The sequence below is a fragment of the Frigoribacterium sp. MEB024 genome (genome assembly GCF_000878135.1).
Taxonomy (GTDB): domain Bacteria; phylum Actinomycetota; class Actinomycetes; order Actinomycetales; family Microbacteriaceae; genus Frigoribacterium.
In genome coordinates this window covers 1-20,282 of the sequence record NZ_JXQZ01000021.1, presented here as the reverse complement: position 1 = coordinate 20,282, position 20,282 = coordinate 1, and the positions used below count along the sequence as shown (strand labels likewise).

At 72.0% G+C, this 20,282-nt stretch carries 17 protein-coding genes; 11 read left to right on the top strand and 6 right to left on the bottom strand.

The features are described 5' to 3' along the window. Positions 1-18: 18 nt before the first annotated feature. Positions 19-1,215 (bottom strand): phosphotransferase family protein, encoded by a 1,197-nt coding sequence (locus SZ60_RS16345; RefSeq protein ID WP_052505173.1) that lies wholly within the window; start codon positions 1,213-1,215, stop codon positions 19-21. Between the two features lie 118 nt (positions 1,216-1,333). On the opposite strand from SZ60_RS16345, the gene SZ60_RS05060 reads away from it, so the two are divergent. Next, complete coding sequence (locus SZ60_RS05060; RefSeq protein ID WP_043594243.1) at positions 1,334-2,410, top strand: aromatic acid exporter family protein; 1,077 nt, start codon at positions 1,334-1,336, stop codon at positions 2,408-2,410. A gap of 9 nt (positions 2,411-2,419) precedes the next feature. Then, positions 2,420-3,376 (top strand): alpha/beta fold hydrolase, encoded by a 957-nt coding sequence (locus SZ60_RS05055; protein ID WP_043594241.1) that lies wholly within the window; start codon positions 2,420-2,422, stop codon positions 3,374-3,376. Here SZ60_RS05055 and SZ60_RS05050 read toward each other — a convergent pair. Beyond that, positions 3,373-4,113, bottom strand: a complete 741-nt coding sequence (locus SZ60_RS05050; protein WP_052505171.1) for a triacylglycerol lipase — start codon at positions 4,111-4,113, stop codon at positions 3,373-3,375. The two genes, SZ60_RS05055 and SZ60_RS05050, sit on opposite strands and share 4 nt — an antisense overlap. Positions 4,114-4,132: 19 nt before the next feature. Continuing rightward, entirely contained in the window at positions 4,133-4,507 is a 375-nt protein-coding gene (locus SZ60_RS05045) for a hypothetical protein (RefSeq protein WP_043594239.1), read from the bottom strand. Between the two features lie 305 nt (positions 4,508-4,812). Here SZ60_RS05045 and SZ60_RS05040 point away from each other — a divergent pair, with 305 nt between their 5' ends. Both SZ60_RS05040 and SZ60_RS05035 read left to right on the top strand, forming a co-directional pair. Continuing rightward, positions 4,813-5,352: a Dps family protein gene (locus SZ60_RS05040; protein WP_082059886.1), complete on the top strand. Its 540-nt coding sequence runs from the start codon at positions 4,813-4,815 to the stop codon at positions 5,350-5,352. Positions 5,353-5,437: 85 nt separating this feature from the next. Beyond that, positions 5,438-6,619: an NAD(P)/FAD-dependent oxidoreductase gene (locus tag SZ60_RS05035; RefSeq protein ID WP_043594238.1), complete on the top strand. Its 1,182-nt coding sequence runs from the start codon at positions 5,438-5,440 to the stop codon at positions 6,617-6,619. Positions 6,620-6,751: 132 nt separating this feature from the next. On the opposite strand, the gene SZ60_RS05030 is transcribed toward SZ60_RS05035, so the two are convergent. Beyond that, positions 6,752-7,624, bottom strand: coding sequence for an SMP-30/gluconolactonase/LRE family protein (locus SZ60_RS05030; protein WP_043594236.1), 873 nt, complete (start codon positions 7,622-7,624; stop codon positions 6,752-6,754). Positions 7,625-7,863: 239 nt separating this feature from the next. Here SZ60_RS05030 and SZ60_RS05025 point away from each other — a divergent pair, with 239 nt between their 5' ends. The 3 genes from SZ60_RS05025 to SZ60_RS05015 are packed head-to-tail and all read left to right on the top strand — an operon-like array spanning position 7,864 to position 12,400. Beyond that, positions 7,864-9,684 carry a glycoside hydrolase family 15 protein gene (locus tag SZ60_RS05025; RefSeq protein ID WP_043594249.1) on the top strand — a complete coding sequence of 607 codons (1,821 nt, stop codon included), beginning with the start codon at positions 7,864-7,866 and terminating at the stop codon, positions 9,682-9,684. Positions 9,685-9,704: 20 nt separating this feature from the next. Further along, a complete protein-coding gene (locus tag SZ60_RS05020; RefSeq protein WP_043594247.1) occupies positions 9,705-12,080 on the top strand; it encodes a phosphoketolase in 2,376 nt (791 codons plus the stop codon). Positions 12,081-12,121: 41 nt separating this feature from the next. Further along, on the top strand, positions 12,122-12,400 hold the full coding sequence (locus SZ60_RS05015) for a Rho termination factor N-terminal domain-containing protein (RefSeq protein ID WP_043594234.1): 279 nt from the start codon (positions 12,122-12,124) through the stop codon (positions 12,398-12,400). A gap of 9 nt (positions 12,401-12,409) precedes the next feature. Here SZ60_RS05015 and SZ60_RS05010 read toward each other — a convergent pair whose 3' ends face one another. Beyond that, entirely contained in the window at positions 12,410-13,462 is a 1,053-nt protein-coding gene (locus tag SZ60_RS05010) for a Ku protein (RefSeq protein WP_043594246.1), read from the bottom strand. A gap of 93 nt (positions 13,463-13,555) precedes the next feature. Here SZ60_RS05010 and SZ60_RS05005 point away from each other — a divergent pair, with 93 nt between their 5' ends. The 3 genes from SZ60_RS05005 to SZ60_RS04995 all read left to right on the top strand — a co-directional run bounded on the left by SZ60_RS05005 (position 13,556) and on the right by SZ60_RS04995 (position 18,799). Further along, positions 13,556-14,443: an SDR family oxidoreductase gene (locus tag SZ60_RS05005; protein WP_043594244.1), complete on the top strand. Its 888-nt coding sequence runs from the start codon at positions 13,556-13,558 to the stop codon at positions 14,441-14,443. A gap of 191 nt (positions 14,444-14,634) precedes the next feature. Further along, on the top strand, positions 14,635-17,166 hold the full coding sequence (locus tag SZ60_RS05000; protein ID WP_043594232.1) for an ATP-dependent DNA ligase: 2,532 nt from the start codon (positions 14,635-14,637) through the stop codon (positions 17,164-17,166). Between the two features lie 196 nt (positions 17,167-17,362). Further along, a complete protein-coding gene (locus SZ60_RS04995; RefSeq protein ID WP_043594230.1) occupies positions 17,363-18,799 on the top strand; it encodes an MFS transporter in 1,437 nt (478 codons plus the stop codon). 51 nt (positions 18,800-18,850) lie between these two features. Here the strand turns inward: SZ60_RS04995 and SZ60_RS04990 are convergent, their stop codons facing one another. Beyond that, entirely contained in the window at positions 18,851-19,459 is a 609-nt protein-coding gene (locus SZ60_RS04990; RefSeq protein ID WP_043594228.1) for a MerR family transcriptional regulator, read from the bottom strand. Between the two features lie 73 nt (positions 19,460-19,532). Between SZ60_RS04990 and SZ60_RS04985 the strand changes: the two genes are divergently transcribed. Further along, a complete protein-coding gene (locus tag SZ60_RS04985) occupies positions 19,533-20,030 on the top strand; it encodes a DUF4188 domain-containing protein (RefSeq protein WP_043594226.1) in 498 nt (165 codons plus the stop codon). Positions 20,031-20,282 lie beyond the last annotated feature (252 nt).

The window sequence follows — 20,282 nt, the reverse complement described above, 5'->3', positions numbered from 1 at the left end:
GGGCAGGCGCGGGGCGGGTCAGGCGGGGCGGGCGAGGGTGCCGGCGGCGGCGCCGATCAGCTGCACGGCCTTGCGGCGGCCGGTGTCGGTGCCGAGGGTGGCCTGGCCTCCGGCGTGGGCGAGCAGCTGCGACGCGACGCCGGGCGCGAGCCGGTCGGCGAGGTCGGGCAGGCGTTCGACCCAGGCGCGCGTCACGTCGTCGGCGAGGCCTTCGCAGGCCCGGGCCTCGGCCTCGTCGCCGTTGCCCCGGTGCCACTGCCCGGTCACGACCAGGTGGGCGACGAGGGCCGCGGCGTCGCGGGCCGGGTGCCCGAGCCCCGCGGTGTCCACGTCGAGCAGACCGGTGACCCGCCACGGCTCGGACGGGTGCACGAACAGCTGCTCGAGGTGCAGGTCGCCGTGGATCACGGCCAGGGCGTCCGAGGCGGAGGAGGCGCGGCGCCGGTCGATCTCGTCGTAGAGGCCGTCGATCTCGGTCGCCCGGTCGGGCAGTGCGGCTCGCAGCGTCGAGCGGTGCCAGGCCCCGTGGTCGAGGGCGTCGGACTGTGCCCGGGCGGTCACCTCGACCCGGGCGATGCGCGTCCCGAGGTCGACCATCTGCTCGACGAACCGGGGGTCGTCGCCGAGCTCGACGACGCGCTGCCCGGCCGGCACCCCGGGGACGCGCTCGAGGACGAGCAGGCCGTCGGGTCGCGACGCGAGCACGGCGGGCACCGGCAGCCCCTGGGCCCGGAACGCCTCGTGCAGGGCGACGATCGGTGCCACCCGGTCGGGCCGGACCACCTTGAGGAAGACGGTGGTCTCGGCCGCGTCGAGGCGGATCACGGCCCGCTTGCCCGGCCGGTACGCCGCGACGCTCAGACGGGGTTCGGTGACGACGACGCCGAGGGCCGCGAGCGCGTCGGCCACCCGGTCGGGGTAGGTGGCTCCGGCGAGCGCCGGCAGCATGGGGTCGGCCGGGTACGCCCAGACGGCGAGCGGCTGACCGGTGGTCGGGTCGCGGGTGAGCACCGACGACGCGTCGGCGGCCCGGGTGTCGGTGTCGATGAAGGTGAGCACGGTCGCGGTCGCGCCGGCGGGGTCGACCGTGTCGACCTCGTAGCCGTAGAGGAACCCGGCGCCCGAGGGCTCGACCGAGTGCGGTCGGAAGGCGACGACGGTCAGCCCCGAGTTCGCGAACGCGGCGGGGAGCACCTCGGCGGAGTTGGGCCACACGGGGAGGCAGTCAACCAGCACCGGGCCCGATCGGCGGGGAGGCGCGGGCGGGGTGACCGATTCGTGACCTGACGCGGCGTCGCGACGCAGGCCGCGCCTCCCCGTCTACCCTGGGGTCGTGAAGATCGTCTCGCGCATCCGCCAGACGAAGCGCACGCCCCTGTTGCAGGTGGTGAAGACCAGCGTCGCGGTGATGGCGGCCTGGTTCGCCTCGGTGGCCCTGTTGCAGCAGCCGTTGCCGATCTTCGCGGCGATCGCCGCCCTGCTCGTGGTGCTGCCGAGCGTCAACCAGTCGTTCGTCCGGGGGCTCGAGCGCAGCGTGGGCGTCATCGCCGGCGTGCTCATCGCGTTCGCGGCCGGCCGGCTGTTCGGCGACGCGACCTGGATCGTGCTGGCGATCGTCGTGGTGAGCCTGCTCGTGGCGTGGGCGTTCCGGCTGACGCCGAGCTCGGCCAACCAGGTGCCGATCTCGGCGATGCTCGTGCTGGCGATCGGCGCCCAGACGCCCGACTACGCGCTCGACCGGGTGCTCGAGACGATCATCGGCGCGGCCATCGCCCTGGCGATCAACGCGTTGATCGTGCCTCCCGTCGCGCTCGGGCCGGCTCACCTCGCCGTCGGCCGCCTGGCGCGCGACATCGCGTCCGTGCTCGACGAGACCGCCGCCGTGCTCGACGAGCCGGTCGACGGGTCGCGCCTCGCGACCGGTCTGACGCAGGCCCGGGAGCTGCGGGTGACCCAGGCCCGGGCGGTCGACGCGGTCACCGCGGGCGAGGAGAGCCTGCAGCTCAACCCCCGCGCGAGCCGCAACCGCAGCGTGCTCGAGGCCGACGCGGCGCTGCTCCGGCGGTTGACCGTGCTCGTCAACCGCGTCGTGGGCATGGTCCGGTCGGTCCACGACAACTACGACCCGGGATTGGCCGACGACCCCGTGGTGCAGAGCATCGCCGAAGACCTGAGACGGGCCGCCCACGACGTGCGCCTGCTGGCGCGGACCACCGAGGAGGCGCTGCCGGCCGGGCGCGCCTCCCGCGTTCCCGACACCACCGCCGGGCACGTGACGGCGCTCGGGCACGACGACGCCCCGGCCCTCACCTCGCCCGTGAGCGTGCTGCGACCCGACCCGGACAACTGGGTGCTGGTCGGGTCGCTGCTCGAGGATCTGAGACGCGTGCGGGAAGAGATCATCGGGTAGCATCCGACGATGCGACGGGGCCGGGCGACAGGGGTGGTCGCTCCGACCGTCGACGAGTACGCCCCGTTCGACCTGATCACCGATCCCCGGGCCCTCGGACTCGACCGCGAGACGATCGACACGGCACACGGTCGCACGGTCGTGCACCACGCGGCGTCACCGGTCGACCGATCCGCACGACGCCGGGCGACCGTCATGCTGCACGGCGCGGCCGGGTCGTGGACCACCTGGACCCCCCTGCTGCAGGCCGCCCGCGAGGTGGACGCGATGGTCTCCCGCCCGGTGCTGATCGACCTGCCCGGCTGGGGTGACTCGCCCGAGCCCGATCCGGGCCTCGACGTCGAGTCGGCCGCCGCCGTGGTGGTCGAGGTCACCGAGGCGCTGGGGGTCACGGAGTTCGACCTCGTGGGTCACTCGATGGGCGCCTTCGTCGCCCTGCACCTGGCCGCCGTCCGCCCCGACCTCGTGCTCAGCGTCTCGGTCGTGTCGGCCACGTCCTTCTCCGCGATCGACGCCGTCACGCACCCGGTGCGCGGCCTGGTGCGACTGCCGGCCTTCACGCTGCTGCGCGCGGCGTTCGGGGTGCTGCCCCGCGCCTCCGCGTCCCTGCTGCGCGGCGCGGCCCGCATCGGACTGCTGAGAGCACTGTCGTCGCCCGTGTTCCGCCACGTCGGCCGCGTCCCGCGCTCGGTGCTCGAGGCGTTCGTGGCCGAGCTCAGGCCCCGGGGCTTCCTCGCGGCCTCCCGGTCGGGACAGGGCTACGACGCGACCAGGTGGCGAGGGATCGACTGCGACGTCGCCGCCGTCAGCGGAGCCGACGACGTCTTCGCCCGGGCGTCCGACCTCGACCGCCTGGCCGGGGTCGTGCGACACGCCCGGACGACCCTGCTCGCCGACTGTGGGCACTTCGCCCACGTCGAACGGCCCCACGAGACGTTGCGGGCCCTCGGCTGGGTCGAGGGCTAGGACGCCGCGGTCGACGCCGCCGAGCCCGCACCGGCCTCGACCTCGCGCACGATCATCGCGACGCACCGGGCGTGGCCCAGCGGCCGGAAGTGGCCGTCGACCGGGAACTCGAGGTTGACGGCCCCCGGCAGGACGCTGCCCTCGGTGACGTGGGCGTCGAACCGCGACGCCATCGACGTGATGGTGTGGTTCGCCTCACGCTGCTCGGCGAGGCGCAGCAGGTCGGCGTCCCGGGGCGAGAAGGGCCTCAGCGCCCTGACCGGCAGCACCGTCGCCCAGCGCGACCCCGAGAAGGGGCTGTTGACCGTCACCATGCGGGCGATGCGACGCTCGGCGTCGGTCGAGACCATCATCGTCTTGCCGACCAACCCGCCCTTGCTGTGCGCCAGCACGACGACGTCCCGCAGGTCGTGGGCGTCGAGGATGCGCTGAGCGACCTCGGCGGTCGCCGCGATCGGACGACGGTTGTGACCCATGCCCGGGACCACGACGACCGGGTGGCCCCGGTCGTTCAGCCGGTCGGCCACCGGTCGGAGGAAGCGCCAGGTCTCGTAGACGCCGGGCAGCAACAGGACGGGCTCACGGTCGCCGTGACGGTAGCGGGCCGGCACCACTCGGCCCGACCGCGGGACGAGGTGCACCCACCAGACGTACCGGTAGTCGAGCACGACCGTGCGGACGAATCGCCAGAGGCCGACCCGGCGACGTCCGTGGCCGCGCGACGGTGTGGAGCTCATGCCGCCACGCTAGGCGACGTCAGGCGGCCGTGCCCACCAGCGGCAGCTCGCCCCAGGGCTCGCCCTCGGGCCAGGCGATCGACTCGACCGCGGCCCGGGCCATCTCGAGGGTGAGGTCCCAGCGGCTACAGATCGACGCCCACGGAGGCGGGAAGGACGCCGCGTCGTCGAGCAGGGCGAGGGCGAGGCCACCCAGGCCGGCTCGGGCCGCCGCGCTCGCCGCGTCGGGCAGGGCGTCGGCGAGACCGTGGACGACCCGCACCCGATGGGCGAAGTCCATCTGCTCGATGTCGTCGAACGCGCCCCAGGCACTCTCGATCTCACGTCGCAGCCGGGTGATCTCGGTCGCGTCGAATCCAGGACGGTCGGCGCGTCCGGGTACCGCTCGTGCCATGTCAGCCCCCCTCAGAGCATGGGCCGAGGATCGGGTACCCGCGGCCGGACGTCGGCTTCGGTGCCGATGCAGGCGAACATACCATCCGGTACGGTCCGTCCTCCAGGGCCGTGGATCACGAGTCGATCACAGCCGGCAGCGCCCCGTCGGCGCGTCCCCGGGGGCACGGTCGGGTGCTCCGGACGGGACGTCCTGCTCGCGTGTCCCCCGAAGACTGAGCCGTCGCCGAGGGCCGCGGTCTACCGTCCACCTCGCACCCACCGGTGCGACGACTCCGCACGAACCCACGACGAACGGGAGACATCATGTTCCAGGGATCCGACCAACTCCGCGACAACATGCAGAAGGTCCTCGTCGACCTCATCGAACTGCACGTCCAGGGCAAGCAGGCGCACTGGAACCTGCTCGGCTCGAACTTCCGCGACCTCCACCTGCAGCTCGACGAGATCGTCGACGCCGCCCGCGAGTTCAGCGACGAGGTGGCCGAGCGCATGCGTGCCGTCTACCTGATCCCCGACGGCCGCACCTCGACCGTCACCCGCGGCACCAGCCTGCCCGAGTTCCCCGCCGGCCCCGTCGAGACCACCGCGGTGGTCGACCTGATCGTCGACCGCATGTACGCCGTCACCGGCACGATGCGCGCGGTCCACGACGACGTCGACGACGAGGACCCCACGACGGCCGACGTGCTGCACAGCATCCTCGAGCGCCTCGAGCAGCTCGCCTGGATGACCGGTGCCGAGAACCGTCACCCCGAGAAGGACGCCCGCCAGGACGACACCCGTCAGCGTGACGAGGAGGCCGCGGCCGAGGGCCTCGACCGCGTCGGCGCCGTCGCCAACTGACCCGACCACCTCACGAGGGCACCGTCCGGGAGCGCGCCACCCGCGCCTCCTGGGCGGTGCCCTCTCTCGTCGAGAGGACGACCCCATGACCGAATCGTTCGACCACGTCATCGTGGGCGGCGGCATGACCGCCGACGCCGCCGCGAAGGCCATCCACGAGGCCACGCCCGACGCGTCGGTGCTGATCGTCAGCGCCGACGTCGACGCGCCCTACACGCGTCCGGCGTTGTCCAAGAAGCTCTGGACCGACCCCGACTACACCGAGGCCGACAACGACCTCGGCACCGTCGCCGACTCGGGTGCCGAGATCCGACTGCGGACGCTCGTCGAGTCGATCGATCGCGACGCCCGGACGGTGACCACCAGCACCGGCGACGTGATCGGCTACGGGGCCCTGCTGCTCGCCACGGGCGGCAGCCCCACGGCACTCGACCTGCCGGACGACGACCGCGTCGTGTACTTCCGGACCGCCGAGGACTACCGCCGACTGCGCTCGCTCTCGGGCGGCGGCCGGCACGTCGTCGTCGTGGGGGGCAGCTACATCGGCACCGAGCTCGCCGCGGCCCTCGTGCAGAACGACACCCGCGTGACGCTGGTCTTCCCCGACGACGTGCTCGGCGGATCGGTGTTCCCCGCGTCGATCGCTTCGACCTTCGAGAAGGCCTTCGAGGAGGCGGGGGTCGAGCTGGCCCGCGGACGTCGCGTCGAGAGCGGCACGGCCGACGACGCCGGCGTCCACCTGCGGCTCGACGACGGCTCGACCCTCGACGCCGACGCGGTCGTCGTCGGGCTCGGCATCTCGGTCGACGACCAGCTCGCGGCCGACGCGGGTCTGACCGTCGACGACGGCATCGTGGTCGACGAGCACCTGCGGACGAGCGACCCGAACGTGTTCGCCGCCGGCGACGTGGCCTCGTACCCGGACGCGATCCTCGGGCGCCGCCGCGTCGAGCACGTCGACAACGCCAAATCGCAGGGCCCCGTCGTCGGTCGCAACATGACCGGGGCCGACGAGGTCTACGACCACACGCCGTACTACTACTCGAAGGTCTTCGACATCTCGTACGAGGCCGTCGGCACGCTCGACGCGTCGCTCGAGACGGTCGTCGACGACAAGGGCGACGGCGAGGCCGTGGCGTACTACCTGGGCGACGACGGCGCGGTCGAGGGCGTGCTGTTGTGGAACGTCGAGGAGGCCCGTGACGCCGCCCGGGCCGTCATCGCGGCAGGCGTCACGCCACGCGACGAGCTCGCGGGACGCATCTGACGCGTCTCCGAGGACGGTACGACGTCGCCCGCCCGATCACGTGATCGGGCGGGCGACGTCGTTCGGTCGGCGCGTGGGGGCGTGCGGACGCGTGCGGGCCTGCGGGCGCGTGGGCTCGCGCGGACTCTCGAGTCAGCCGAAGAGGAACGGCGGTCGGGCCGCCCGGTCGAGCTCGAGCGCGAAGATGCCGCCGCTCAGCGGGAACTCCTCGAGCTGTTCGTCGCTCAGCCCCTCGCGGGCCGACAGCACGAACAGCGTGCGCAGGTCGTCGCCGCCGAAGCCGATGCCGGTCAGGTTCGGCACCGGGAAGGTGATCTCGTCCACGAGACCGCCGTCGGCGTCGAGGTGCACCACCTTGCCCTCGCCGTAGATGGCCCCCCAGAACTCGCCGCGCGCGTCGCGGGCCAGGCCGTCGTGGGCGCCCTGCGACGAGAACGGGACGAGCTCGCCCAGGGTGCCGTCGGCATCCCACGAGGCCCGGTAGATCGTGTCGTCACCGGTGTCGGTGAGGTAGATCTCGCTGCCGTCGTCGTTCCACTCGAACCCGTTGGTCGTGGCGAAGTCGTCGCGCAGCTGGGTGAGCGTGCCGTCCGGGGCGACGCGGTAGAGACCGGCCACGGGGCTGCCCTCGGGGTCGGTGGCGCCGACGACGAAGGCGCCGAACGGGTCGCACTTGCCCTCGTTCAGCCGGAGGCGCTCGTCGGCGTGGTCGACCGTCGCGATCGTCCGCTGCTCGGTCCCGTCGTCTCGCATGACGATCACCGTGTCGTCGAGTGCGGCGATCAGGCCGCCGCCGCGACGACGCTGGAAGCTCGGCAGGGGCGGGTCGACGACGACCGTCGTGTCGCGTGTGCCGTCCGCCGAGGTGCGGTGCAGGAGGCCGTTCGTGATGTCGGTCCAGACCAGCTCGTGGGCGTCGACGTCCCAGACGGGACTCTCGCCGAGGGTGGCTCTCGCGTCGAAGAACAAGCGGGGCTCGGACGTGGTTCCGGTCGGAAGAGGCATCCGACCGGTCTACCCGCCCGACATGTCCACCGGCTCCTTTTCTCGCCCCCAGGGGTACGGAGGCCGTTGTTGGCACACAGAACACTGCGAGGGACGGGCACGAGGAGGCGCGCTGGGCCACCGTAGGAGGCGTGACGGACACCCTCGAGACCACCGACGACATCCAGGCCGACCACTTCGGCGCGACGACGGCCGCCGCCGGCGAATGGCACCGCCCCGACCCCCGGGACGACGGCTACGTGCCGCTGCGCTCCTACGGGGCGATCGGCGACGGTCGGACCGTCGCCCTCATCGCCCGCGACGGCCAGATCGACTGGCTGCCGATGCCCGACATGGACAGCGACCCGGTGTTCTCCGGCATCGTCGACGCCGGCAAGGGCGGACGCATCGAGCTGCGTCCCGTCGACGACGACTTCGAGGTGCAGCGCGAGTACGTCGAGAACACGAACGTCCTCGTGACCCGCTTCCGCACCTCCACGGGTGTCGTCCAGATCACCGACGCGCTGGTCACCGGCATCGCGGGGCGCCTGCCCTGGGCCGAGCTCGCCCGCCGCATCGAGGGCGTGACGGGGTCGGTCGCCATGCGCTGGGCGGTGATCCCGGGCAACACGTTCGGCACGCACCCGATTCGCCGGGTCGACACGTTGCACGGGCCGGTCCTGCGCGCCGCCGACATCAACCTGGCGCTCGTCGGCTTCGAGCACGGCCGCCTCGACTCGGTCGAACCCGGCGACGGCGAGGCCCACGGCGGACCGCACCGGTTCTGGGGCGAGTTCACCACCCACGAGGGGTCGCGCTCGTTGATCTGTCTCTGCGGCGTCGAGGACGAACCCCTGCACCTGCCCGACCCGCACGTGGTCGACCAGGGCATCGACCGCACGGTCCGCAACTGGCAGACCTGGTCGGACGAGTTCAACTGGGACGGTCCGTGGTCCGACGCCGTGCAGCGCAGCGCCCTCGCGCTCAAGCTGCTGATCTTCAGCCCCACCGGCGCGATCGCGGCAGCCGCCACGGCGGCCCTGCCCGAGAACTTCACCGGGGACAAGAACTGGGACTACCGCTTCGCCTGGGTACGCGACCTGGCCTACACGGTGAACGCGCTCGTCCGTTTCGGCCTGCGAGAAGAGACCCAGGCAGCCGTCTCGTGGTTGCTCTCGGCGCTCAAGGCCAACGGCCGTACGATGCACATCTTCCTCAACCTCGACGGCTCGGTGCCGGACGGCACCCACGAGACGGGGTCCGAGGGCTGGCGCGGCATCGGCCCGGTCTACAAGGGCAATCCGGCGGGCGAGCAGCTGCAGCTCGGCACCTACGCCGACATCCTGGCGATCATGAGCCAGTACGCGGCCGACGGCAACATCCTCGACGAGTCCACCGGCGACCTGCTCGCCGGTTTCGCCGACGACGCCTGCCGCCGCTGGCAGGAGAAGGACTCGGGCATGTGGGAGCTGCCGGACGAGCAGCACTACGTGAGCAGCAAGATGGGCTGCTGGCAGGCCATCGACGCCGCCCTGCACCTCACCGAGGTCGGCCAGATGCACCCCGACCCCGAGGACGTCGTCTTCTGGCGGAAGAACCGCGACCTGATCGAGGACTGGGTCGCCGAGCACGGCTGGAACGAGAAGATCGGCTCGTACGTCATGTACCCGGGCAGCGAGAAGCTCGACGCGTCGGTGCTGCTGCACGCCCCCAGCGGTTTCGACCGCGGCGAGCGCATGTCCCGCACCATCGACGCGATGCAGCGCGGGCTCTCGGCCGGCCCCCTGCTGTTCCGCTACAGCGAGGTCGATCAGGAGGAAGGCACGTTCGTGGCCTGTGCCTTCTGGCTCGCCAGCGCCCTGGCGTGCGTGGGCCGTCAGGACGAAGCGGTCGAGCTGATGGACCAGCTCGTGCAGCAGCCGAACGACGTGGGCCTGCTGACCGAGATGATCAGCGCCGACGACGGGCAGTTCCTCGGCAACGTGCCGCAGGGTCTCAGCCACCTCGCCCTCGTCAACGCGGCGATCACCATCGACGAGATGAGCCGTGAGGGCACCACCGACGACATGGAGGGCCAGTGACGAACGACCACTCGACGCCGATGCCACCGGCGACCCCCGACGACCTCGCTCTCGTCGACGCGTGGTGGCGGGCCGCCAACTACCTGACCGTCGGGCAGATCTACCTGATGGACAACGCGCTGCTCACGAGGCCGATCGCGCGCGACGACATCAAACCGCGCCTCCTCGGCCACTGGGGCACGTCGCCCGCGCTGAGCTTCGTCTACGCGCACCTCAACCGCGTGATCCGGCGCGACGACCGCGACCTCTTGTACGTCTGCGGCCCGGGGCACGGCGGGCCGGCCATGGTCGCCAACACGTACCTCGAGGGCACCTACAGCGAGCTGTTCCCCGAGGTGACGCAAGACGCGGCGGGACTGCAGAAGCTCTTCAAGCAGTTCTCGTTCCCGGGCGGCATCCCGTCGCACGCGGCACCCGAGACCCCGGGGTCGATCAACGAGGGCGGTGAACTCGGGTACTCGTTGAGCCACGCCTACGGTGCGGTGCTCGACGACCCCGACCTGGTGGCCGTCTGCGTCATCGGCGACGGCGAGGCCGAGACCGGGCCATTGGCGACGAGCTGGCACGCGAACAAGCTGCTCGACGCCCGACACGACGGGGCCGTGCTGCCGATCCTCAACCTCAACGGCTACAAGATCGCCAACCCGACGGTGCTCTCGCGCATCCCCGAGGGCGAACTGCTCGAGCTGATGCGGGGCTACGGATACGAGCCGCTCGTCGTCGCGGGCGGTTTCGACGGCGAGGACCCGATGCGGGTGCACGAGCGCATGGCCGCCGCCCTCGACCACGCCTTCGACCGCATCGACGAACTGCGGCGCGAAGCCCGCGACGGCGACGGCACCGAACGCCCGCGGTGGCCCATGATCGTGCTGCGCACCCCGAAGGGATGGACCGGCCCGAAGGTCGTCGACGGAGAGCGCATCGAGGGCACCTGGCGTGCCCACCAGGTGCCGCTCAGCGGAGTCCGAGAGGACGACGGGCACCGGGCGCAGCTGGACGACTGGATGCGGTCGTACGGCGCCGACGAGCTGTTCGACGAGACGGGTCGGCCGGTGGCCCGGCTCGACGGGCTGCGGCCCCGGGGCGCCAAGCGCATGAGCGCCGTCCCGGCGTCCAACGGCGGTCTCGTGCGCCGCGACCTGACCCTCACGGACTACCGCACGCACGCGGTCGAGACCTCCGACGATCGCCGCACCCAGGCCGAGGCCACACGCGTCCTCGGCCGGTGGCTCGCCGAGATCGTGCGCGACAACCCGTCGACCTTCCGTCTCTTCGGGCCCGACGAGACGGTGTCCAACCGACTCGACCCGGTGTTCGACGTGACCGAGCGGGTGTGGGCGGCCGACATCTGGCCCGACGACGAGCACGTGGCCCGCAGCGGCCGCGTGATGGAGGTGCTGAGCGAGCATCTGCTGCAGGGGCTCATGGAGGGCTACCTGCTGACCGGGCGCCACGGCCTGCTCAACACCTACGAGGCCTTCGTGCACATCGTCGACTCGATGTTCAACCAGCACGCGAAGTGGCTCGAGAGCGCTGACGAGATCGACTGGCGCGCGCCGATCTCGTCCTTCACGTACCTGCTGTCGTCCCACGTCTGGCGGCAGGACCACAACGGGTTCTCCCACCAGGACCCGGGGTTCCTCGACGTCGTCGTCAACAAGCAGGCGCACCTCGTGCGCATCTACCTGGCCCCCGACGCCAACACGCTGCTCGCCGTCGCCGACCACGCCCTCCGGACGACCGACACGGTCAACGTGATCGTCGCCGGCAAGCAGGAGTCACCGGCCTGGCTGTCGCTGCCCGAGGCCGAGGAACACGTCCGGCGTGGCGCCGGCATCTGGGAGTGGGCCGGTACCGAGGGCGCCCCCGTCGACGGCGTCGACCCCGACGTCGTCCTGGCCTGCGCGGGCGACGTCCCGACCCTCGAGACGGTGGCAGCCGCCGACCTGCTCCGGCGGGTGCTGCCGTCGCTGCGCACCCGAGTGGTCAACGTGGTCGACCTGATGCGCCTCCAAGACGTGCGCGAGCACTCGCACGGTCTGACGAGCGACGACTTCGACGCGCTCTTCACCACGTCCACGCCCGTCGTGTTCGACTTCCACGGCTACCCGTCGCTCGTGCACCAGCTGACCTACCGACGGACGAACCACGAGAACCTGCACGTCCGCGGCTTCCAGGAGAAGGGCACGACCACCACGCCCTTCGACATGGCCATGCTCAACGACATCGACCGCTACCGGTTGGTGCTCGACGTCCTGCACCGCGTGCCAGGTCTCGCCGACGGGCACCCCGACCTGGTGGCGGAATTCGAGTCACGACGCGAGGAGGCCCGGGCCTACGCCTACGAACACGGCGAGGACCACCCCGACGTGACCGGCTGGCAGTTCGGCGCCTGAGGCGTGCGACGAGCCGTCGCGCCGAGTGTACGGTCGGGCGCATGACGCCGAAGGACGAGACTCCCCCGCAGCTGAAGAAGCCCGACATGTACGAAGCGCTCCGCGACGAGGGCGCGTCGAAGGAGAAAGCCGCGCGCATCTCGAACGCCGCCGCCCAGAAGGGCAACAGCGAGAAGAAGGTGGCCGCGAAGGGCGGGAAGTCCGGTTCGTACGACGACTGGACGGTGGACGACCTGCGGGGCCGCGCGAAAGAACTTGGCGTCACCGGCTACTCCGACCTGAAGAAGGCCGACCTCATCGAGGCGCTCCGCCAGCACTGAGCGCTGCGGTCAGCCGGCCTTCTTCTCAGGGGTCGCCTTCTCGTCGGACGCGGACTCGTTCTCGGTGGCGCGCGAGGCGGGTTTCTTCCTCGCGGTCGGCTTCTTGGCGGCGGGCTTCTTCGCGGCCTGCTTCTTCGCGGCCGGCTTCTTCGCAGCCGGCTCCTTCGCAGCCGGCTTCTTCGCAGCCGGCTCCTTCGCAGCCGCCGACGAGCTCGACGACGCCGACGTGGACGCTGCCGCCTTCTTGGCCGGCTTGCGGTGTCCACCCGACCGGTTCGTCTCGACCGACCGGCGGAGCGCCTCCATCAGGTCGATGACCTCGCCGCCCTCGCCGTCCTCGTCGTCGTCCGGCTTCTCGCCGAAGGTCGCGTCGGTGTCGAGGGACTCCCCCTCCTCGAGCTTCGCGTCGATGAGCTGTCGCAACTCCTCCTGGTAGTCGTCGCTGAAGTCGGCGGGCTCGAAGTCGTCGCTCAGCGAGTCGACGAGAGACGACGACATGTCGAGCTCCTTGTCGCTGATGCGCGTCTGCTTCTCGAGCGCCGGGAACCGTGCCTCGCGTACCTCGTCGTCCCAGAGCAGGGTCTGCAACATGAGCACGTCGCCGCGGACGCGCAGGGCGGCGAGCCGGGTCTTCTGCCGCAGGGAGAAGTGCACGATCGCGGTGCGATCGGTCTCCTCCAGGGTGCGGCGCAACAGCACGTAGGCCTTCGGCGACGTGCCGTCCGGCTCGAGGAAGTAGCTGCGGTCGAGCATGATCGGGTCGACCTGGTCGCTCGGCACGAACTCGAGCACGTCGATCTCGCGCGAGCGCTCCTCGGGCAACGACTTGAGGTCGTCGCCCGTGATGACGACGGTGCGGTCGCCGTCGTCATACGCCTTGTCGATGTGCTCGTAGTCGACGACCTTGCCGCAGATCTCGCACTTGCGCTGGTACCGGATGCGCCCGCCGTCCGCGTCGTGGACCTGGTGCAGGGACACGTCGTGGTCCTCGGTGGCGCTGTAGAGCTTGACGGGCACGTTGACGAGCCCGAACGTGATCGCGCCCTTCCAGATCGATCGCATGACGCTCATCTTTCTCCGCGTGCGCTCCGAATGACCGCCTCCGGGGTACAGGCCCCCGAGCGAGGGAGGCGCGGTGAGGGCACCGTGGACGTCATGAGCCAATACGACAAGAAGAACCCGGTCGACCTCTACCCCGCACCGCCGTTCCCGAAGCAGGAGCAGTCGCTGCCGGGTGAGGCCTGGAAGATGGACCCGAAGCCCGACCACGGCGAGACCAGCTACGTCGGCAAGGAGCGCCTCACCGGCTTCCGCGGCATCGTCACCGGTGGCGACTCGGGCATCGGTCGCGCCGCCGCGATCGCGCTCAGCCGTGAGGGCGCCGACCTCGTGCTGAGCTACCTGCCCAGCGAGCAGAAGGACGCCGAGGAGGTGCGCGACCTGCTCGAGGGCGAGGGTCGCAAGGCCGTCCTCGTCCCCGGCGACATCTCGGACGAGCAGTACTGCAAGGACCTCGTGCAGAAGGCCGTCGACGAGCTCGGCGGGCTCGACACCCTCGTCATGGTCGCCGGCCGCATGAAGAGCAACGACGACATCCTCACGCTCACCACCGAGGACATCGACTCGACCATCAAGACCAACGTCTACTCGCTGTTCTGGCTGACCCAGGCCGCGATCCCCCACCTCGAGCCCGGCTCGTCGATCGTGACGACCGGTTCGGTGCAGGGCACGCAGCCCAGCCCCGACAAGATCGACTACGCCCTGACCAAGGGCGCGATCGGCGTCTTCACCGCGGGTCTCGCGCAGCAGCTCGCCCCCAAGGGCATCCGCGTCAACCAGGTCTCGCCCGGCCCGGTCTGGACTCCCCTGCAGCCCGGCTCCGACGACGCCGAGACGGTGTCGGAGTTCGGCGGCCAGGCGCCGTTCGGCCGCCCCGGTCAACCCGCCGAGCTCGCCGCCGCCTACGTGCACCTGGTGAGCCCCGAGTCGAGCTACACCTCGGGCGCGACCATCACGATCGCCGGAGCGATGCCCGCGGTCTGACCCCGCGCCTCCTCGGCTCCGTCGTCCTGACGACACCACGGCCCGTCGTCCCGCTCCGCGGGGAGGCGGGCCGTGGTCGATGCGGCGGGTTGCCGCCGAGCAGCGGGTCGGCGCAGACCCGCCGCGGATGACACGGACCCGCCGCAGCCGGGTAGAACGAACGAGAGACGGACGACACGAGGAGGCGCGCGATGGCGGGCAGGGGACGCGGCGAGACCGTCGAGGTCGGCGGGCACCGGCTGCAGCTGACGAACCTCGACAAGGTGCTCTACCCCGACGCGGGCACGACCAAGGCCGACGTGCTGGGCTACTACGCCGCCGTCGCCGAGTGGATGCTGCCGCACGTCGAGGGCCGGCCGGCGACCCGCAAGCGATGGGTGAACGGCGTCGACGGCGAGGTGTTCTTCGAGAAGAACCTGCCCGACTCGGCACCCGACTGGGTCGCCCGGCACACCATCGAACACAAGGACCACGCCAACGTCTACCCGATGGTGAACGACGTCGCGACGCTCACCTGGCTGGCTCAGGTCGCCGCGCTCGAGGTGCACGTGCCGCAGTGGCGGTTCGGCCCGAAGGGGGCGCAGCGCAACCCCGACCGGCTGGTGCTCGACCTCGACCCGGGCGAAGGCGTCGGTCTCGCCGAGTGCGTCGCCGTGGCGCAGCTGCTGAAGCCGATCGTCGAGGGCATGGGGCTCGAGCTGATGCCCGTGACGAGCGGCAGCAAGGGCGTGCACCTGTACGCCCGGCTCGACGGGAGGCAGACCAGCGCCCAGGTCGGCGAGGTCGCCCACGAGCTGGCCCGTGCGATGGAGGCCGATCACCCCGACCTCGTGCTCAGCACCATGGGCAAGGCCGACCGTCGGGGCAAGGTGCTGCTCGACTGGTCGCAGAACAACGGCAACAAGACGACGGTCGCCCCGTACTCGCTGCGCGGTCGGTCCCGGCCGACCGTCGCGATGCCTCGTACCTGGCGCGAGCTCGCGTCGAAGACGCTGGCACAGCTCGAGTACACCGACGTGCTCTCGCGCCTGAAGCGCCGCGGCGACCCCCTGGCCGACGTGTCGGCGCACGTGCCGGTGCCGTCAGGCGAGCTGGGCGAGGACTTCCGCAACACCGAGGCCCCCGACCACGACCCGTCCGAGAAGGTGCGCGACCGCCTCGAGGTCTACCGCTCGAAGCGTGACGCGTCGAAGACCGCCGAACCGGTGCCCGCCGAGGCCCCGGCCTCGACCGACGGCACGAGCTTCGTCATCCAGGAGCACCACGCCAGCTCGCTGCACTGGGACTTCCGCCTCGAGCACGACGGCGTGCTGGTCAGCTGGGCGTTGCCGAAGGGCGAGCCCGACGACCCGGGCACGAACCACCTCGCCGTCCAGACCGAGGACCACCCGCTCGAGTACGGCACCTTCGAGGGCACGATCGCCAAGGGCGAGTACGGCGCCGGCGAGGTGACCATCTGGGACTCCGGCGAGTACGAGCTCGAGAAGTGGCGCGAGGGCAAGGAGGTGATCGTCGTGCTGCACGGCGAGCAGCGCGGCACCCGACGCGTCGCGCTGATCCACACCGGGCACGGCGGCGGGCGGGCGGAGTCCAACTGGCTGATCCACCGCATGAAGGACGACGCCGACGGCCATGCGCACGGCGGCCACGGTGCCGGGTCGCGTGTCGGCAAATCCTCACGCGCGTCACGCGCGACCGGCGGGTCCCCCGAGAAGTCGGGCCGCGCCTCCTCGGCTCGCGACGGGAAGCAGGAGTTCCCGGCACCCGACCCGGTCGCGCCGATGCTGGCGACGACGGGCGACGCACACGACGTGGCCGAGGGCGCGTGGGCGTTCGAGATGAAGTGGGACGGCATCCGCGCCGTGGCCGTCGTCCACGACGGCGCCGTCACGCTGACCAGCCGCAACGGCAACGACCTGACCCCGGCCTACCCCGAGCTGCAGGTGCTGGCCGAGCGGGTCGACAGCGACGGAGGCGCGGTGCTCGACGGAGAGATCGTGGCCGTCGACGAGAAGGGTCGCCCCGACTTCGGGCTGCTCCAGACGCGCATGGGACTGACGCGGCCCCGCGACGTGGCCCGGGCCGCCCGAGGCGCGCCGGTGAAGCTGCTGCTCTTCGACGTCATGCGGGCCGAGGGGCGCTCGCTCGTGAAGGACGAGTACGACGACCGGCGCGCGGTGCTCGAGCGGATCGTCGAGAGCGGCGGGGCGGTCGACGTGCCCCCGGCGTTCGACGGGGACCTGGAGGCGGCGGTCGCCACCTCGAAGCGCCTGCGCCTCGAGGGCGTGGTCGCCAAGCGGCGCGACGCGACCTACAGCGCCGGCCGCCGTTCGCGGGCCTGGATCAAGATGAAGCACCACCAGACGCAGGAGGTCGTGATCGCGGGCTGGCGCCCCGGTGCGGGTCGCCGGGCGGACGGCGTCGGCTCGCTGCTGATGGGCGTGCCGGGCGAGGACGGGCTGCACTACGTCGGCCGGGTCGGCACCGGGTTCACCGACCGCGAGCTCGACGAGCTGCTGCCGTCGTTGCGGGCCGCCGAGCGGAAGACCAGCCCGCTCGTGGGCGTGCCCGCGGTCGACGCGCGCGACGCGCACTGGGTCACTCCCTCGCGGGTGGGCGAGGTGTCGATCGCCGAGTGGACCTCGACCGGCAGGCTGCGGCAGCCGAGCTGGCGCGGATGGCGGCCGGACAAGTCTCCGGACGACGTCGTCCGCGAGGGATGAGGCAAGGCCGTCGGGCGGCGGGCGGCCTGCGAGACCCGGCCCGCGCCTCCTGCCGCCACACCGCCACGCCGCCACGCCGCCACGCCGCCACGAAGTGAACACGCCGCCACCCGATCGCGTGGCGGCGTGTTCATCTCGTGGCGGGACATGGGGACAGCCGGGTATCGCTCGGGGCCGCCCGGGTGTTGAGTGCAGCATGAGCACACCTCCCCCGGCCCCGAGTGACGCCGCGACCCTGCGCGGGCGGCGGGTCGTGCTCGTCGTCGCCGTGCTGGCCTCGTTCGTGGCGTTCCTCGACGGGTCCATCGTCACGGTGGCCCTGCCCGCGATCGCGCGCGAACTCGGCGCCGGCACGGGAGGCAGCGGCGCGACGGCCGACGACGGCGCCGGCCTCGCCCTGCAGCAGTGGGTCGTCGACGCCTACCTGCTGACGCTCGGGTCGCTCATGCTCGTGGCGGGCTCGCTCAGCGACACGTTCGGCCGGGTGCGGGTGCTGCGCGCGGGCCTGATCGGCTTCGCCGTGACGAGCGTGCTCGCCGCCCTCGCCCCCGACCCGGGCCTGCTGATCGCCGCCCGGGCCCTGCAGGGCGTGACCGCGGCCCTCCTCGTGCCGAGCAGCCTCGCCCTCATCACCTCGACCTTCAGCGGCCCCGCGCAGGGCAAGGCCATCGGCAGCTGGACGGCCTGGACCGGCGTCGCGTTCCTGATCGGCCCGCTGACCGGCGGCGCACTCGTCGACACGCTCGGCTGGCGCTGGGTGTTCGCGGTCGTCGTCGTGCCGGTCGTCCTCACCCTCGTGCTGATGAGCCGCCTGCCCGGCGACGCCCACCGAGGGCGCGACGGTGCTCCCCCGCGGGTCGACGTCGTGGGCGCCGTGCTGGCCGCGGTGGGCCTCGCCGGACCGGTCTTCGCGCTCATCGAGGGTCAGCGGGTCGGGTTCGGCACCTGGTACGTCGAACTGCCGCTCGTGGTCGGCCTCGCCGCGCTCGCCGCCTTCGTCTGGTGGGAGCGCCGGGCCCCGGCGCCGATGATGCCCCTCACGCTCTTCCGCACCCGGTCGTTCTCGGTCGGCAACCTGGCCACGGTCGGCATCTACTCGGCCCTCAGCCTCGGCACGCTGACCATCCCGCTGGTGGTGCAGGAGCTGGCGGGCCTGACGGCGACCCTGGCCGGGCTCGTCACCCTGCCGACGACGATCGTGTCGCTGCTGTTCTCGACCCTGTTCGGCACGCTCGCCGCCACCCACGGCCCGCGCCCGTTCATGACGGTCGGGCCGCTGATCACGGCGAGCGGGTTCCTCTGGATGCTGCTGGTCGCCGATCCGATCGACGTGTGGTGGCAGGTCGTGCCCGGCGTGGTCCTGTTCGGCTTCGGCCTGTCGGTGACCGTGGCTCCGCTCACCTCGACGGTGCTGTCGCAGATCCCGGCCGGCCAGTCGGGCATAGCCTCCGCCGTCAACAACGCGATCTCGCGCGTGGCGGGGCTCGTCGCCGTCGCGTTCCTCGGCGTCATCGCCGGAGGCGCGCTCACGGTGGGCGGGTTCCATCGCGTCGTGATCGTGGTCGCCGTGCTGCTCGGGGTGAGCGCGCTGGTGTCGTTCGTCGGTCTGCGCGACCGCACCCGCGCCTCCTGAGGGCGCGGGCGCGAGGCGGCCAGCCGGACGCGACCAGCCGGAGGCGCGGTGTCAGTGCCCGAAGCGGCGCCACGAGGCGTCCTGCTGGGCCAGGCGTCGCAGGGCCAGCAGCAGCGGCTCGACGAGCACGGTGCCGAGCACGACGTACTGCACCGCGGCGTCCACCGAATCGACCGGGATGCCCGCGATCTCGGCCTCGGCCACCTCGGCCATCGACCGCGCGTAGCCGTCGAGCGTCCCGTCGGGCAGCTCGAACCCTGCGGCCTCGAGTCCGTCGACCGCGACCTCGAGGGCGGCGAGCACGTCGGCCGACCCCGGGTCGGTCATCCACCCCCACCCGGCCACGAGCGCTTCGGCCCGCGTCAGGTCGACGCCTTCGGGGGCCGTCGTCGTGACGGCCGACTGGGCGACGCCGAGCACCTCGGCGACCGTCTCGTGCTCACCGTCGAGCTGCCCGAGGACGGCGCGCGCGCCGGCGACGCTGAGCCCACCCGCGCCGAGCAACGCCCGGACGAGCCGCAGCCGGCGCACGTGGTCGTCGCCGTACCGGGCCTGCGTGGCGCTGGTGCGCTCGCCCTCGGGCAGCAGCCCCTCGCGCAGGTAGTACTTGATCGTGGCGACCGGCACCCCGGTCGTCTCGGCGAGCTGGGAGATGCGCACGGACTGCCCCTTGACATTGGATAGCGCGACTCTCCAATATTGGAGAGCGCCACTATCCATCTAAGGAGACATCATGTCGAGAGTCAACCCGGGCCGCACCACGCACGAGCACGACGGCGAGCTCGTCGTCTTCCTGATCGGCATGACCGTCAACCGCTGGTGGCGGCCCGACCAGTGGGGGCCGGTGTTCGCGGCGATGGGACCGATGCTCACCGAGTTGTTCCGTGATCCCGAGAGCGGGCTCGCGGGCATGAGGCTGACGCTCGGACGTGGCGGGCCGGTGCTGGTTCAGTACTGGACCTCGCTCGAGAAGCTGTACGCCTACGCCAGCTCGCCGCAGCAGGCGCACCGGCCGGCCTGGACGGCGTTCAACCGGCGGGCACGCAAGGCCCCTGGGGCCGTCGGCATCTGGCACGAGACCTTCGTGGTCGAGCGCGCCGAGAGCATGTACGTCGGCACAGCGCCGGCGGGGTTGGCCCGGGCGACCAGGTCGGTGCCGGTCGGTCCGCGCAGCGACACCGCCCGGGCCCGAGCAGCGAGCGGCCGGACCCCCGGCGCCGCGTCGGCCTGACGGGTCCGCCGCCGAGCCCCGGAGCCACCCATTGCCCCTGAGCCGCCTGTGACCCTACGATGAGCCAGACGTGAGCCGCCCTCGTTCGGGGGTGGCTCCAGCTCTGTCGTGAGACAGCCGTGATTACAAGGGAGTAATCGTGTCCGCTGCCCCTGCCCGCTCCTCCTCGACCCCTCGGTCGCGAGCCCCGCGCCGCCCGCGCCGCGGCCTCGCGCTCGCTGCCGGGACGGCCGCCGCGGCCCTGCTGCTCAG